This is a genomic window from Aequorivita todarodis (assembly GCF_028561335.1).
GTDB classification, from domain to species: domain Bacteria; phylum Bacteroidota; class Bacteroidia; order Flavobacteriales; family Flavobacteriaceae; genus Aequorivita; species Aequorivita todarodis.
The window spans coordinates 166,398-181,685 of sequence record NZ_JAQQTG010000016.1; the positions used below are offsets into that span (position 1 = coordinate 166,398).

A 15,288-nucleotide genomic window follows, 5' to 3' on the forward strand; every position below is an offset into this window, starting at 1 on the left:
TTGAGATGAAACTTTTACTTATCACCTTAGCTTTATTATTACTTGCCGTTGCGGGAATCGCCATAAAACTGTGGGCAAAAAAAGATGGAAAATTTGCCGGCACCTGTGCCAGCCAGAGTCCTTTTTTAAACAAGGAGGGCCAATCGTGCGGCTTCTGCGGAAAAACCCCGGACCAATTCGATACTTGTAAGGAAGATACCCACAAAATTGAGGCTTCTTCCAATTAACTAAATTTAAGCTTCGTCTTTATTCACAAAATTACAATCGTAAACCCCTATGGTGCTACTTTACGTTTTCGGCGCGGTCGCGTTGATTAACTGTATTTATTACATCTTCTTCTCGAAACTTGCTTTTTTAAAACCTTCGGAAAAAACCACTTCGGAAAAATATCCTATCTCCCTTATAATATGTGCCAAAAACGAAGCCGAAAATCTTAAAAAGAACATTCCGCTTTGGCAACAGCAAAATTACGCCAATTTTGAGATCATACTCATAAACGACGCTTCGGTTGACGAGACTTTAGAAGTAATGGAAAGTTTTGCTGAAAATGACAACCGCATCCAAATTGTCAACGTGAAAAACAACGAAGCGTTTTGGGCCAATAAAAAATACGCCCTAACCCTTGGCATTAAACGCGCAAAAAACACCCGCCTCGTTTTTACCGATGCAGATTGTTATCCCGCCTCAACAGAGTGGTTGGCAATAATGGCCAGTAAATTTTCCGACGAAAAACAGTTGGTCCTGGGTTATGGTGCCTACGAAAAACACCCCGGATTCCTGAACAAAATGATCCGTTTTGAAACTTTGATGACAGCGGTCCAATATTTTTCGTATGCCAAGGCCGGCAATCCGTATATGGGCGTAGGCCGCAACTTGGCTTACACCAGCAATCTTTACTACGAAAACAAGGGCTTTATGGGCCACATAAAAATCCCTTCGGGTGATGATGACCTTTTTGTGAATGAAGCCGCAACATCCAAAAACGTGGCCATTTGCATAGAACCGGAAGCTTTTACGTATTCATTTCCGAAGAAAAAGAAGAAAAAATGGCTTATCCAGAAAAAAAGACATTATTCCACCGCAAGACTTTACAAACCAAAACATCGGTTTCTTTTGGCGGTGTATTTTGGCTTTAATTTATTGTTTTGGCTTTTGGCGCCCCTGAGCTTAGTTACCGAGTTCTGGATTCTTGGACTTGGCATCATCTTGATACGCGTTGTTTTTCAGTATCTCATTATAGGCAAAGCGGCCAAAAAATTAGGGGAGCAGGATTTGGTACCGTTCATTCCTTTTTATGAATTGTTTTTAGTCTTCAATCAATTAAGTATCTTTATTTCCAACAGCAGCGAAAAAAACGCGCGATGGAAATAACTTCGGAAGAAATAGCACGCCAAATAGAAAAAGCGAAAAAAGGAAAGCAGGGCGCTTTCAAGTTTTTGCTCGATTATTATTGGAACGAAGTTTACGGTTTTCAGCTGAAAAGAGTGCGCAACGAGCACGAGGCCGAGGATATTACCATTGAAACTTTCGCGAAGGCTTTTGACAAAATTGAAACTTTTGACGAAAATTACACCTTTCCCACTTGGCTCGTCGCTATTTCAAAAAACATACAAATAGACAAAACGCGGAAAAAAAACGCCTCCATCTATTCCAATACAACAGACGCTTCCAACGAGCAGGTCCAAAAAATTGCGGACCACTCGCCCACTCCCGAGGACGAATTGATTCGGGAACAAAATCTTGCGGAACTTTTAAGGTACATCAAACAACTAAAACCACATTACCAAGATGTGATAAACCTTCGCTATTTTCAGGAGATGAGCTATAATGAAATTTCCGAAACCCTGGAAGAACCGCTGAATAACATAAAGGTGCGGCTCCTTCGCGCCCGAAAATTGCTTGCTGAAATCATTACACAGAAAGGGTAAGTAATACGAATCCCAAAAACAATCCCGATAGTTATCGAGACCAAATTCCAAGAAAAAAAATGGAGTTGCCCCTTTGGGGGTTAGGGGGCTTTTTTTCGTACTTTTGTTTCCCTTATGAGCACAGAAACTTTGGAAATTCAAAAGCCTTCCGAAACTTCGGGACCCAAACCGAAATGGATTCGCGTAAAGCTTCCCACCGGAAAAAAATACACCGAACTGCGCGGCGTGGTTGAAAAATATAAACTGCACACCATCTGCACCTCTGGCAGCTGCCCAAATATGGGCGAATGTTGGGGCGAGGGCACGGCAACATTTATGATTTTGGGAAACATCTGTACCCGCTCCTGCGGCTTTTGCGGCGTGAAAACCGGACGCCCCGAAACCATAGAATGGGACGAGCCCGAAAAAGTAGCCCGTTCCATTAAATTGATGAACATAAAGCACGCGGTTATAACCTCTGTTGACCGTGATGATTTGAAAGATATGGGCTCCATCATTTGGGCCGAAACCGTAAAGGCTATCCGCAGGATGAACCCCGAAACTACTTTGGAAACCCTGATTCCGGATTTTCAGGGCAACACCCGAAATATAGACAGAATAATCGCCGTAAAACCCGAAGTGGTAAGCCACAATATGGAAACGGTAAAACGGTTGACACGGGAAGTTCGGATTCAGGCAAAATACGAACGCAGTCTTGAAGTTTTGAATTATTTGAAACAATCCGGTATGCCTCGCACCAAAAGCGGCATTATGCTCGGTTTGGGCGAAAAGGAAGAAGAGGTTTTTCAAACCATGGAAGATTTGAAGAATATTGGACTGGATATTTTGACCATTGGGCAATATTTGCAACCTTCCAAAAAACACCTTCCCGTAAAGGAGTTTATTACGCCGGAACAGTTCAAAAAATATGAGAGCGCGGGGCTGGCAATGGGCTTTCGGCACGTGGAAAGCGGGGCACTGGTCCGTTCTTCGTACAAGGCACAAAAGCATCTCACCTAAATAATTTCTGAAATGCAAAAAAAAACAACCGTCGGCATTAATGGTTTTGGCCGCATTGGCCGCAATCTTTTCAGGTTACTTTTGGACCATCCTTCCATTGAGGTTGTTGCCGTAAACGATTTGGCCGATACAAAAACAATGGGCCATCTTTTAAAATACGACAGCATCCACGGGGTTTTAAAGGAAGACATTTCACACTCAAAAAACGAGATTACCGTTGCCGGAAAGAAGGTAAAATTTTCTTCGGAAAAAAACCTAAAAGATATTTCTTGGGGCAATGTAGATGTTGTTGTGGAATGCACGGGCAAATTCAAAAGCAGGAAACAGCTTGAAAACCATTTGAAAAACGGAGCCAAAAAAGTAATCCTATCGGTTCCGCCGTTGGATGACGACATAAAAACGGTCGTTCTTGGCGTAAACGATTCAATTCTCGATTCCAACGATTTAATTATTTCCAACGCTTCCTGCACCACAAACAATGCGGCGCCCATGTTGAAAATAATCAACGAGCTTTGCGGTATTGAGCAGGCGTACATTACAACGGTCCATTCCTATACGACCGACCAAAGTTTGCACGATCAGCCACACAGGGATTTAAGGCGTGCACGGGCTGCGGGACAATCCATCGTGCCCACGACCACGGGCGCGGCAAAGGCCTTGACCAAAATATTCCCCGAACTTTCTGATGTTATTGGCGGGTGCGGCATCCGGGTGCCCGTTCCGAATGGTTCCTTGACAGACGTAACCTTAAACGTCAAAAAAGAGGTTTCAATTGAAGAAATAAACGATGCCTTCAAAAACGCTTCGGAAAATTCACTTGCCGGAATTCTTCAATATACCGAAGACCCCATCGTATCCATTGACATTGTGGGCAATACAAATTCATGCATTTTTGACGCGGGAATGACCTCCGTAATAGGAAAAATGGTAAAAATCATTGGATGGTATGATAATGAAATTGGCTATTCATCCAGAATTATAGATTTAATTGACAGAATTTCCGTGAAATAACTATATTTATTGCCCCCATTAAATTAACCGATGCTCCAATTACTTTCGAAATACAAAATTATCGTGCCCCTTCTTGTATGTGCACTGTTTTCGATAAAATCCTTTCCCTATCAAATAAAGGATACCATTGTAGCCATAAAACAACTTCAGTATAACGCTACAAAAGCTATTGAAAAGGAAGATTTTATTGAAGCCGTAAAGAACTTGAACGACGCCAATAAACTGGCAATGTTGCCTAAATACAGAAGTTACAAACCAGATGTTGAGTTAAGCATAGCCGAGCTTTATTACAATCTGGAATATTTTGGGAAAGCCGCGGAACAAGTTGAAGTGGCCCTAAAAAGTGCAGAATCGTATCAAAACGACCACAAACTTGCGAAAGTTTACAATCTGTATGCAATCATCCTTATTTCGACCAGAAAATATGTAAAATCGGAATTATATCTGGCAAAAGCAGATTCGCTTTACACAAAACTTAAAGACACAAAAGGCAAAGTCAATACGGTCTATGGCCAAGGTTTGCTGGCGCTCCAACTTGGAAATTACAACACTGCCGTGGAAAAATTTAAAATTGCGGCAAATGGATTCAAGGAGCAGGGGCTCCTTTACCAGGAAGTAACCGCATACAGCAATCTTGCCGATGCACTATCGCTTATTGATCCTGAAGTCTATCCAAAACCGCTTTTTGAAGCGAGACAACTTTTGGGCATAATTTCAGAAATTGCCCATGCGCAAGGCTTTTCAAAATTGTTGGTAGAAAATCACCGCATTGCTTCCCAGATTTTAATTGCTGAAGAAAAAGGTGCGCAGGCAGAGGAAGAACTGAAATTTTACCTGCATCAAAAAGATTCCCTGAAACAAATACATTTAAAAGCAATTGAACGCGGAATCCAAGCGGAATCTGCGATTGGCGATTTAAAAGAAACCATTGCCAGCCAAAAGGACGACTTGACCAAAAAAGACAAATCGCTTTTCCTCGGAAAACTTACGGGCTGGCTGAGCATTGCATTAATACTGATACTTTCATTATTGACGCTTTCGCTCTACAAAAACAACAATCTACGGGCGAAGGCAAACGAGCTTCTTCAGGATAAAAATACGGAGCTGCAAGAAGCAAAAGAAAACGCCGAAAAAGCCTCACAGGCCAAAGCGCTGTTTCTTTCAACCATAACCCACGAACTTAGAACGCCAATGTACACGGTTACTGGATTGACCCATTTGCTTTTGGAAGAAGACCCAAAACCCGAGCAAAAGGAACATCTAAATTCCCTCAAGTTTTCTGGGGAATATTTACTTTCGCTTATCAACAATATTCTCGATCTTAACAAACTGGAAGCGAATAAAGTAGAGATTGAAAAAGTTCCCTTTCATTTGAAAAAGAGGATAGACGGCGTGCTCACAGCTTTAAAAAAATCTGCAGAGACGAAAAACAATACGATTCATTACGAATATGACAATACCCTTCCCAATGAAGTGATTGGCGATTCGCTTAAAATATCCCAAATCCTGATCAATCTGATAAGCAATTCAATCAAGTTTACAGAGAACGGCACAATTTGGGTTCGCGTGAAAAATGCAGAAAAGAACGCAAAAAAAGTGGTTGTACATTTTGAGGTTGAAGATACCGGAGATGGTATTTCAAAGAAAAAACAGAACACCATTTTTGAATCCTTCTCCCAAGGTTCACTCCAAATCAATAGGAAATACGGCGGAACCGGACTGGGGCTTTCCATCGTGAAAAACCTTTTGGAACTGATGGGAAGCAAAATATTTTTGGAAAGTAAATTGGGCGAAGGTTCTAAATTTTGGTTCAATATAAGCTACGATATTGCTGAGGACAGTGGTTCACAGACTAACCTGAACGACATTGAAGTTGTTTTGGAAAATACGCTTTTCGATAATAAAAAAGTGATGATTGTGGAAGACAACAAAATCAACCAAATGATCACCAAAAAAATTCTTGAGAAGAAAAAAATGGTCTGCACCGTGGTTGACAACGGAATGGACGCCATAAAACAAGCTAAAGAAACGGATTACGATATTATCTTAATGGATATACATATGCCCGGAATAAGCGGAATTGAAGCGACCAAAAAAATCCGTGAATTCAATAAAACCGTGCCCATTATCGCACTTACCGCAATTACCCTCGAAGAGGATTTAGAAGATTTTTACAAGGCCGGTTTCAATGAATTTATCCCAAAACCATTTAAAGCCGAAGACTTCTTCGATAAAATAAACAGGGTACTGCGCAGCAATGACTTTTTGGTAAAGTAATTATTCTTCCACCTTAATTTCCCGCTCAATTCTTCTCTTGAAACTGTCTTCTGCCCCGTTCAGAATTACCGTTTTTATTGGTAAATAGTAGATTTCAGTTGTGTTTGCAATTGGCTGCAACCGCATAAAATCCTTTTCGGTCGTCAATATTAAACCCTGCTTTTTTAATCCTTCAATCTCAGAAACCGTAAAATTATGATGGTCGGGGAATGATTTTTCCTCAAAACTGAATCCTTCATTTTTTAAAAAGCCAACCAAAGGTTTTGGATTGGCAATGCCGGTAACCAAAAGGAATTCGCGATCTTTTAAATAGGAAAGCGGCTTATCTTCAGTTGCATTTTTTATTTTGGAAGCATAGCCAATTTTTGAAAAATATAGTTCCTGATGCGGTTTCGGCTTCAGTTTTCGCTTTATGGTTTCGATTTTGGAATCGGAAAGAGTATCGGGACATTTCGTTACAACAAGTATATCTGCCCGACCTGCGCCAAATTTCGGCTCCCGAAGATTTCCCGCGGGCAGCATACAGTCGTCCACATACAGTTCATCAAAGGAAGTGAGCAAAATACTTAAAGAGGCGGTTACCTTTCTATGTTGAAAGGCATCGTCGAGCAAAATTACAGCTGCCTTATCCTGCAGTTTTTCAATTCCCGTTTGCCGATCTTCGCAAACAGCGACGGATATTTCGGGAAATTTCATTTTAAACTGAAGCGGCTCGTCGCCCACTTCCTCCGCAGTACTTTCAGTTAAAACTTCGCGGTAACCGGAAGTCTTCCGTTTATAACCTCGACTTAAAACGGCAATTTTATTATCATCTTTTAAAAAAGAAACCAACAGCTCAATCATCGGCGATTTTCCCGTACCGCCCGTGGAAAGGTTTCCCACGCAGATAACCGGAAAATCATAGCTTTTGCTTTTCAAAATCCCTTTGTTGTAAAAAAAGTTGCGGAGCGCAGTAATGCCGCCGTACAGGATTGAAAAAGGAAATAATAACTTCCGCAGAAAATTCATTTGACGAAAGTACTAATTCCGCAGAAATTGAGGATTGCTTTAAAATAAAAATAGAGGTCGCTAAAAATTGGGCAAACCGTTATCTTTACCAAAAATGTAGAAAAATGAAGGTAAAAGAAGTAATCGCACTGCTTGAGGAGCTCTCGCCCCTCTCCTATTCCGAAGGGTTTGACAATACGGGCCTGCTCGTCGGCGATGCCAATGCCACCGTTTCGGGAATCTTGGTAACGCTGGATACGCTTGAGAAAGTGGTGGACGAAGCCATTGAAAAAAACTGCAATCTCATCGTGAGCTTTCACCCGATTATTTTCTCGGGCTTGAAAAAAATTACCGGAAAGACCTATGTGGAACGCGTGGTGCAAAAAGCCATAAAGCACGATATCGCCATATTCTCAAATCATACTGCGCTTGACAATTCCTGGAACGGCGTAAACGCAATGATCTGCGAAAAGCTCGGGTTGAAAAATCGCTCGGTATTGATTCCCCAAAAGGAAACGATTAAAAAACTCATTACGTTTGTGCCCTCAAAGGATGCTGAAAAAGTTAGAAATTCCCTATTTGCAGTTGGTGCCGGCAATATTGGCAATTACGAAAATTGCAGTTTCAATATTGAGGGAAAAGGCAGTTTTAAGGGCAATGAAGCCTCCAATCCCGTAATCGGGAAAAAGGGGGAAACACATTTTGAGGAGGAAACCCAAATTGGGATTACTTTTGCAAAACACCTCCAAAGGACTATTTTAAAAGCCTTGTTTGAAGCGCATCCGTACGAAGAAGTAGCTTATGAAATTACTACACTCGAAAACCAAAACCAACATTTGGGGATGGGAATGGTCGGGGAACTGGAACAAGCGATGGAAGAAAACGAATTCTTAAAATTTCTGAAAAAAACCATGAAAACAGCTTGCGTGCGCCATTCCGCTTTGCTCCAAAAACCAATTAAAAAGGTTGCAGTTCTCGGCGGAAGCGGAGCTTTTGCCATTGATGCCGCAAAAAATGGTGGTGCCGATGCATTTATTTCGGCGGATTTTAAATATCACGACTTCTTTAAGGCAGAAAACACGCTGCTTTTGGCAGATATTGGGCATTATGAAAGCGAGCAGTACACAAAAGAGCTTTTACATTCTTTCCTTAAGAAAAAAATTACTAATTTTGCAGTCCTTTTATCACAAACAAATACCAATCCTATTAGCTATTTATAATTTATGGCAACAAAAACCGAAGTTACTGTTGAAGAGAAGTTAAGAGCCTTGTATGACCTACAGCTTATTGATTCCAGAATTGATGAAATAAGAAGCGTTCGTGGCGAGCTTCCGTTGGAAGTTGAAGATCTTGAGGACGAGGTGGCAGGAATGAACACCCGTTTGGAAAAACTGAAGGCCGATCTTGAGGTAATTGAAGACCAAATCAAGGAAAAAAAGAACAACATTGAAGAGTCCAAAGCCCTCATCAAAAAATATTCAGCTCAGCAGGACAATGTTCGCAACAACCGCGAATACAACTCTTTAAGCAAAGAGGTTGAGTTCCAGGAACTTGAAATACAACTTGCGGAAAAAAACATTAAGGAATATCGCGCACAGATAGAGCAAAAGAATCAAGTAATCGAAGAAACCAAAGCACGTTTTGACGAGCGCTCCGAGCATTTGAAGCACAAACAGAACGAGCTGGACGAAATCTTAAAAGAAACCGAAAAAGAAGAGCAAACGCTTATAAAGGAGTCCAATAATTTTGAAGCGCAAATTGAACCGCGACTTATTAAGGCATACAAAAGAATCCGTAAAAATGTAAAAAACGGACTTGCCATTGTACCTGTTGAACGCGGTGCTTCTGGCGGTTCTTTCTTTATTATTCCGCCGCAAGTACAAGTGGAAATTGCCAGTCGCAAAAAAATTATTACCGATGAGCACAGTGGCCGTATCCTGGTAGATCCGGATCTTGCAAACGAGGAGCGCGAAAAGATGGAAGCCATGTTCGCGAAACTCAAATAAGCACTCAAAAAATCAATTATAACAAAGCCTTCACATACTGTGGGGGCTTTTTTTTGTACTTTAATTGAAAGGTTTTAAAATAAATTATGACCTATTGTTCAAAACATTTCGAAATGAAAAAATTCACAGTTTTAGTTGCAAGCCTTTTTCTATTTACACTCCAAGGCGCTTGCAAACCTTCAAACGAAAACAACAAGCAAGCCGAGAAGTTGGCTCAAAAAGAGCAGGTTCCGGTTCAAACGGAAATGCAGAATGGTTTAAAAAAGGCCTATTTTGCAAGCGGCTGTTTTTGGTGTGTTGAAGCAGTCTATGAAAGCGTAAAAGGCGTAAAGGAAGCAATTTCGGGTTATAGCGGCGGTACAATGAAAAACCCAACCTATGAAAACCACGGCGACCACGCAGAAGCCGTAGAGGTTATTTACGACCCGGAAGTTGTAAGTTTCAGCCAATTGGTCGATGTGTATTTTGGCTCACAAAACGTAACCCAAGTGAACGGCCAAGGGCCGGACCACGGAAGATCCTATCGTTCGATAATTTTCTATCAAAACGATGAAGAAAAGAAAATAATAGACAAAAAAATCGAGGCGCTGAACAAACAACTTGACGGCGATAAAGTGGCCGCGCAAGTGTTGCCATTCCAAAAATTCTGGAAAGCAGAGGCATATCATCAAAATTACGAGCGCAACAACCCCGATAATCCGTACATTCAAAATGTTTCCATTCCACGTTTGAATAGATTTAAGGAGAAATTTCCGGAATTATTAAAAGAGGATACAACGCATTAATTTTGTGTAAGTAAAGCGGTTAAGATTCCACAGCTTTGGTTGTGGAATTTTTTGTTGCCTTCACCTCAAAAATCAAGGGATACATTTTGTTTGGAAGCGCAAACATTTCTTCCTTATTTTTCAGCAATCCCGGGAAAATATCATAGGGCGAGGCATCGTGCTCCCTTAAATATTCAATATAGAGCCCAACTTCGGAAAGCGAGGTAATTACTTCGCCCAAACTGTGGTTCCAACCGTATTCCTTGCTTACCATTTTTGAATTTTTATCGGCATACGTCCCTTCGTATTCTTCATAAATTGCCTCTTTTTGATGATAGCCGTATTTCATAACTGGTGGCGAAACGGAATAGTCAAACATCCACGCGATTGGATGGAACTCAACGATATAGAAAAAACCGCCCGGTTTCAATCTTACCGAAATCATTTTTGCCCACGGTTTTAAATCCGGCAGCCAGCCAATAGTACCGTAGCTCGTAAATACGATGTCGAATTTTTCCGAAATATATTCTGAAGTGTCCAAAACGTTGCAGCAGACGAAACTTGCATCAAGTTTCAATTCCGCATTCAATCGCTTTGCCAATTTGATTGCTTCATCCGAAATATCAACGCCCGTACATTTGGCACCCATCCGCGCAAGGCTCAACGTATCTTGCCCAAAATGGCATTGAAGATGCAAAAGACGCTTCCCCGAAATGTCCCCCACGGCATCTAATTCGTATTTGTTAAGTGACGTTTTGCCATTTCTGAAATTCTGCATTTCATAAAATTCACTTTCAGCATGAACAGCAACTTTGGCATTCCACGTTTTTCGATTTGTTTCAAATTTCCCGGAATTATTCATAGCGATCTACTTTGGTGAAAATAAAATATTAACTCAAAAAACACATTCATTAACGTTTTTGATACTTTATTGAGAATTTCGTTAAATGTGGGTTAAATATCTTGAAAATTAAAATGTTTTTGTTGTAGTTTTAATATTACTAAAAAAATAACCCATCATGAGAGATTTAATTTGGTTAATTGTAGTAATTCTGATAATAGGTTGGCTTTTCGGCTATTTCTATTTTTCATTAGGAGCTTTCATTCATATTTTATTGGTGCTCGCCATAATTGGAATTCTTTGGCGTTTGGCTACTGGCCGTAAACTATGATTTTATTTTTTAAAACGTTTTACTAACCTTTAAACAACAAGCAAATATGAAGAAAGTATTTTTAATCCTATTCGCCGCAGGTCTTATGACTACAGGTTTTTCAAGTTGCCGCGAGAAAAAAACAGTTGGAGACAAAATTGAAGATGTTGCCGACGATATTGAAGATGCGGTAGATTGATTCCCATTCCTCACACCTAAAAAAAGCCCTTTCAATTATTTTTTTGAAAGGGTTTTTTCATTTAATCTTTTTGGGCCAATATAGACTTCCATTCGGGATGTTTGCCTATATATTTTTTAATGAAAGGACAAACCGGTATTACCTTCAACCCAAGCAGTTCTATCTGAAGCAACACTTTTTCAGTCATCTCGCTGGCCACGCCTTGTCCGGAAAGTTCTTTGGGAACCTCGGTATGGTTCAGAGACAGAACACCCGGCAGGACCGAATATTCAATAATGGCTTTATTGCCATCAATCTCGGCTTCAAACCTGTTCATTTCTTTGTTATCTATCACACGCATTCCAAATGGGGAGTTATTGATTCTAAACAATAAAAATACAAAAAATATGAAAGCCAAAAGTATTCTTTACATTTACAAAAAAACATATCCTATATGAAAGTCACGTATGCCGCCCTATTTTTACTTTTTGCAGTTGTAGGTTGTAACAACAATCAAAAGTCATCAGAAAATTCCAATTCCATTGAAGTAATGGAAAAAAAGGATTCCATTGAAAATTCAGATATCAGGCATCAAATTGCAAACACCAATGGTTTTCAAAACTGGAAAGATGTTTCAGAAATTGCCTTTACCTTCAATGTAGATCGCGGCAAAAACCATTTTGACCGCTCTTGGGTCTGGAGCCCAAAAACGGGTGATGTGTCCATGAAATCCACAAAGGACACCGTAAATTACAACCGTGCAAAAATGGACAGCCTGATTATGAAAACCGACGCTGCCTTCATTAACGACAAATACTGGCTACTTGCGCCCTTTCAACTTGTTTGGGACGATGGCATTACAGTTTCGGAAAAAGAAGATGCCGTGGCACCTATTTCCAAAGACACTTTAAACCAATTGACCATCGTTTACGGAAACGAGGGCGGCTATACGCCCGGAGATGCCTATGACTTTTTTTATGATGAAAATTTCAAAATAAAGGAATGGAACTATAGAAAAGGAAATGCCGAAACTCCCTCTATGAGTACTACTTGGGAAGATTATGAAAATTTCAACGGAATTGAAATCGCAAAAATGCACAAGGACAGCACCGGCAATTTCAAGTTGTATTTTACCAATATTTCAGTGAAAAAATAAATCGACAATTAAACAAATTTTAATTCCTATTTTTGTAAAAAGCCGAAAAATCCAACGCAACCAAATGTTCCAAAACTCTTTAGAATACGCAAAAAAGCAAGATGCCGAAGATGCTTTGGCCGCTTTCCGAAATAAATTCCACATCCCCAAAGATGCGTCTGGCAAAGAACTTATTTATCTCTGCGGAAATTCCCTCGGATTGCAACCAAAAATCACTTCAGAATATATAAGGGAAGAGCTTACCGATTGGGCAAATCTGGGTGTTGAAGGCCATGTGGAAGGCAAGCATCCGTGGCTTCCGTACCACGAATTTCTCACCGAAAACATGGCAAAAATCGTAGGCGCAAAACCTTCGGAAGTTGTGGTGATGAATACCTTGACGACCAACCTGCATTTAATGATGGTTTCCTTTTACCAGCCTACAAAAACCAAATATAAAATTGTAGTGGAAAGCGACGCTTTCCCGAGTGATAAATACGCCGTTGAAAGCCAGTTGAAATTCCATGGCTTCGACCCAAAGGACGGATTGATTCTTTGGAAACCAAGAAAGGGAGAAGTTCTCTGTCGATTTGAGGATTTGGAGGAAATTATGAAAACCCACGGCAGCGAAATTGCCTTGCTGATGATTGGCAGCACCAATTATTACACGGGCCAGTCGTTTCCGTTGAAAAAAATTACCGAACTCGGCCATAAATACAATTGCAAGGTAGGTTTCGATTTGGCGCACGGCGCTGGAAACATTCAACCAAACCTTCACGAAACGGGAGCCGATTTCGCCGTTTGGTGTACGTACAAATATTTAAACAGCGGCCCGGGAAGTTTGGGCGGATGCTTTGTGCACGAACGCCACGCAAACAATGAACAACTAAACCGTTTTGCAGGCTGGTGGGGCCACAACAAAAAAACGCGTTTCAATATGCGGCAAGATTTTGATGCGCTTCCCGGAGCAGAAGGTTGGCAACTCAGCAATCCGCCAATACTTTCAATGGCAGCCATTCGCGCTTCTTTGGACACATTCGCGGAAGCGGGTTTTGAAAACCTTCGGAAGAAATCCATTAAACTGACTGGATATTTAGAATTTTTGTTGGACGAAATGAAAAACGATGCCATCAACGTAATCACGCCGAGAAATCCCGAAGAGCGCGGCTGCCAGCTTTCAATTCAAGTGAAAAATGCAGATAAAAGTTTACACACAAAATTGACCGAAGCAGGCGTAATCAGCGATTGGCGCGAGCCCGATGTAATCCGAGTTGCCCCTGCCCCACTGTATAATAATTTTGAGGATGTTTTCCGGTTTTCGGAAAAATTAAAAGATGTTTTGAAGAATTGACATACGACTTTAAGACTTAGGACGTAAGACCATTTTGCAATGATTAATAGTCCTATGTCTTATGTCCTACCGTCATAAGTCATAAAAAATAATAATAAACAATGAACAATATCCTAATCATCGGCGCAGGCCTTTGCGGGAGCCTTTTAGCATTGCGAATGGCACAACGCGGCTATCAGGTAACCTTGGTTGAAAAACGCCCCGATTTGCGCAAAGTAACCCAAGATGCCGGACGTTCCATAAACTTAGCGTTGAGCGACCGCGGGTTGCGCGGTTTGCGGCTTGCAGGCGTTGAGGAAGCCGCAAAAAAACTGTGCATCCCAATGCACGGCCGGATGATTCACGACAAGGCGGGAAACTCTTTTTTGAGTCCGTACAGTGGCAGAAAGGACGAATACATCAACTCCATCTCCCGTCCCGGACTCAATATGATGTTACTTGACGAGGCCGAAAAGATGCCAAACGTGCAGCTCATTTTCAACCATTCCTGCGAAACGGTGGAATTGGAAACGGCTACCGCAACCTTTAAAAACACACTTGTTGGCGAAGACGTAACTCTGTCCGCAGACGTCATTATCGGTACTGACGGTGCCGGCTCCGCAGTTCGCAGGAATATGTTCGAGGACCATCGCTTCCTCTTTAGTTTTTCGCAGCAATGGCTCAGTCACGGTTATAAGGAACTTGAAATCCCAGCTACTGAGAATGGCGGTTACAGAACCTATAAAAACGCATTGCACATTTGGCCACGCGGCGAGGATATGCTGATTGCACTGCCAAATCTGGACGGAAGTTTTACGGTAACCCTATTTCTTCCGTATGAAAACAGCGATTATTGTTTCGCGAATTTGACTACGCCAGAAATGGTGCACGAATATTTCAACAAAGAATTTCCCGATGTGGTAGAAATGATCCCAAATCTTGCAGAGGAGTTTTTCGGAAACCCAACTGGGCCTTTGGGAACCGTAAAATGTTCCCCGTGGAATAGCTTCGGAAAAGTACTTTTAATGGGCGATGCTGCCCACGCAATAGTTCCTTTTTACGGACAGGGAATGAATGCCTCCTTTGAAGATGTTGTGGTTTTTGATGAAATTCTTGAGAAATATGCTTCCGAAGAAAACATCAATTGGAATAATCTTTTTAAGGAATACGAAGCGCTTCGGAAAAAAGATACGGATGCCATTGCAGATTTGGCGGTAGATAATTTCCACGAAATGAAGGAACACACCGCAATGGAAATTTTTCAAAGGAAAAGAAAACTGGAAACCGCTTTTGAGGCAGAATTCCCCGAAGATTATTACAGCAAATATTCTTTAGTTACCTTTAAGGAATCAATTACCTATTCCGAAGCATTAAAACGTGGGAGAGCGCAGGACAAAGCGATTTTGAATCTTTTGGACGATGGAAAAATCAAGGATGAAATGTCTCTAAAAGAAAAACTGGAACTGGTTAAAACTGAAACCGAAGCCATCCTTCACGATGATGAAGTGGCGTTTGGGTAATT

General features: G+C 41.1%; 17 protein-coding genes. 14 read left to right on the plus strand and 3 right to left on the minus strand.

Annotated elements, in window-relative coordinates; all coding sequences use genetic code 11:
- Window positions 1-5: 5 nt before the first annotated feature.
- The 6 genes from POV26_RS06815 to POV26_RS06840 all read left to right on the plus strand — a co-directional run bounded on the left by POV26_RS06815 (window position 6) and on the right by POV26_RS06840 (window position 6,215).
- Complete coding sequence (locus POV26_RS06815) at window positions 6-227, plus strand: hypothetical protein (RefSeq protein WP_045080701.1); 222 nt, start codon at window positions 6-8, stop codon at window positions 225-227.
- Between the two features lie 49 nt (window positions 228-276).
- Window positions 277-1,371: a glycosyltransferase gene (locus tag POV26_RS06820; RefSeq protein ID WP_272855720.1), complete on the plus strand. Its 1,095-nt coding sequence runs from the start codon at window positions 277-279 to the stop codon at window positions 1,369-1,371.
- Window positions 1,362-1,928 (plus strand): RNA polymerase sigma factor, encoded by a 567-nt coding sequence (locus POV26_RS06825; RefSeq protein WP_272855721.1) that lies wholly within the window; start codon window positions 1,362-1,364, stop codon window positions 1,926-1,928. The genes POV26_RS06820 and POV26_RS06825 overlap by 10 nt, the downstream gene beginning before the upstream one ends.
- A 114-nt stretch (window positions 1,929-2,042) precedes the next feature.
- Window positions 2,043-2,927 carry a lipoyl synthase gene (gene lipA / locus POV26_RS06830; protein WP_272855722.1) on the plus strand — a complete coding sequence of 295 codons (885 nt, stop codon included), beginning with the start codon at window positions 2,043-2,045 and terminating at the stop codon, window positions 2,925-2,927.
- Between the two features lie 12 nt (window positions 2,928-2,939).
- Window positions 2,940-3,938, plus strand: coding sequence for a type I glyceraldehyde-3-phosphate dehydrogenase (gene gap, locus POV26_RS06835; protein ID WP_272855723.1), 999 nt, complete (start codon window positions 2,940-2,942; stop codon window positions 3,936-3,938).
- A gap of 30 nt (window positions 3,939-3,968) precedes the next feature.
- Window positions 3,969-6,215, plus strand: coding sequence for a response regulator (locus POV26_RS06840; RefSeq protein WP_272855724.1), 2,247 nt, complete (start codon window positions 3,969-3,971; stop codon window positions 6,213-6,215).
- On the opposite strand, the gene lpxK is transcribed toward POV26_RS06840, so the two are convergent.
- Window positions 6,216-7,223 (minus strand): tetraacyldisaccharide 4'-kinase, encoded by a 1,008-nt coding sequence (lpxK, locus tag POV26_RS06845; RefSeq protein ID WP_272855725.1) that lies wholly within the window; start codon window positions 7,221-7,223, stop codon window positions 6,216-6,218.
- Window positions 7,224-7,327: 104 nt separating this feature from the next.
- On the opposite strand from lpxK, the gene POV26_RS06850 reads away from it, so the two are divergent.
- The 3 genes from POV26_RS06850 to msrA all read left to right on the plus strand — a co-directional run bounded on the left by POV26_RS06850 (window position 7,328) and on the right by msrA (window position 9,993).
- On the plus strand, window positions 7,328-8,422 hold the full coding sequence (locus tag POV26_RS06850; RefSeq protein WP_272855726.1) for a Nif3-like dinuclear metal center hexameric protein: 1,095 nt from the start codon (window positions 7,328-7,330) through the stop codon (window positions 8,420-8,422).
- Window positions 8,423-8,425: 3 nt separating this feature from the next.
- Window positions 8,426-9,208, plus strand: coding sequence for a zinc ribbon domain-containing protein (locus POV26_RS06855; protein WP_272855727.1), 783 nt, complete (start codon window positions 8,426-8,428; stop codon window positions 9,206-9,208).
- Window positions 9,209-9,321: 113 nt separating this feature from the next.
- Window positions 9,322-9,993 carry a peptide-methionine (S)-S-oxide reductase MsrA gene (gene msrA, locus POV26_RS06860; RefSeq protein ID WP_272855728.1) on the plus strand — a complete coding sequence of 224 codons (672 nt, stop codon included), beginning with the start codon at window positions 9,322-9,324 and terminating at the stop codon, window positions 9,991-9,993.
- 19 nt (window positions 9,994-10,012) lie between these two features.
- Here the strand turns inward: msrA and POV26_RS06865 are convergent, their stop codons facing one another.
- Window positions 10,013-10,834 (minus strand): class I SAM-dependent methyltransferase, encoded by an 822-nt coding sequence (locus POV26_RS06865; RefSeq protein ID WP_272855729.1) that lies wholly within the window; start codon window positions 10,832-10,834, stop codon window positions 10,013-10,015.
- Between the two features lie 157 nt (window positions 10,835-10,991).
- Here POV26_RS06865 and POV26_RS06870 point away from each other — a divergent pair, with 157 nt between their 5' ends.
- Together POV26_RS06870 and POV26_RS06875 are read left to right on the plus strand one after the other, a co-directional pair.
- Window positions 10,992-11,144, plus strand: coding sequence for a lmo0937 family membrane protein (locus POV26_RS06870; protein ID WP_272855730.1), 153 nt, complete (start codon window positions 10,992-10,994; stop codon window positions 11,142-11,144).
- A gap of 46 nt (window positions 11,145-11,190) precedes the next feature.
- Window positions 11,191-11,322 (plus strand): hypothetical protein, encoded by a 132-nt coding sequence (locus POV26_RS06875; RefSeq protein WP_272855731.1) that lies wholly within the window; start codon window positions 11,191-11,193, stop codon window positions 11,320-11,322.
- Window positions 11,323-11,383: 61 nt separating this feature from the next.
- Here the strand turns inward: POV26_RS06875 and POV26_RS06880 are convergent, their stop codons facing one another.
- On the minus strand, window positions 11,384-11,662 hold the full coding sequence (locus POV26_RS06880) for a GNAT family N-acetyltransferase (RefSeq protein WP_272855732.1): 279 nt from the start codon (window positions 11,660-11,662) through the stop codon (window positions 11,384-11,386).
- 93 nt (window positions 11,663-11,755) lie between these two features.
- Between POV26_RS06880 and POV26_RS06885 the strand changes: the two genes are divergently transcribed.
- From POV26_RS06885 to POV26_RS06895, 3 genes are all read left to right on the plus strand, one after another.
- The gene (locus tag POV26_RS06885; RefSeq protein ID WP_272855733.1) at window positions 11,756-12,457 is read left to right on the plus strand and encodes a hypothetical protein; all 702 of its coding nucleotides are present in this window, start codon (window positions 11,756-11,758) and stop codon (window positions 12,455-12,457) included.
- Window positions 12,458-12,521: 64 nt separating this feature from the next.
- The gene (gene kynU, locus POV26_RS06890; protein WP_272855734.1) at window positions 12,522-13,787 is read left to right on the plus strand and encodes a kynureninase; all 1,266 of its coding nucleotides are present in this window, start codon (window positions 12,522-12,524) and stop codon (window positions 13,785-13,787) included.
- Window positions 13,788-13,888: 101 nt separating this feature from the next.
- Window positions 13,889-15,286, plus strand: coding sequence for an FAD-dependent oxidoreductase (locus POV26_RS06895; protein ID WP_272855735.1), 1,398 nt, complete (start codon window positions 13,889-13,891; stop codon window positions 15,284-15,286).
- Window positions 15,287-15,288: the final 2 nt, after the last annotated feature.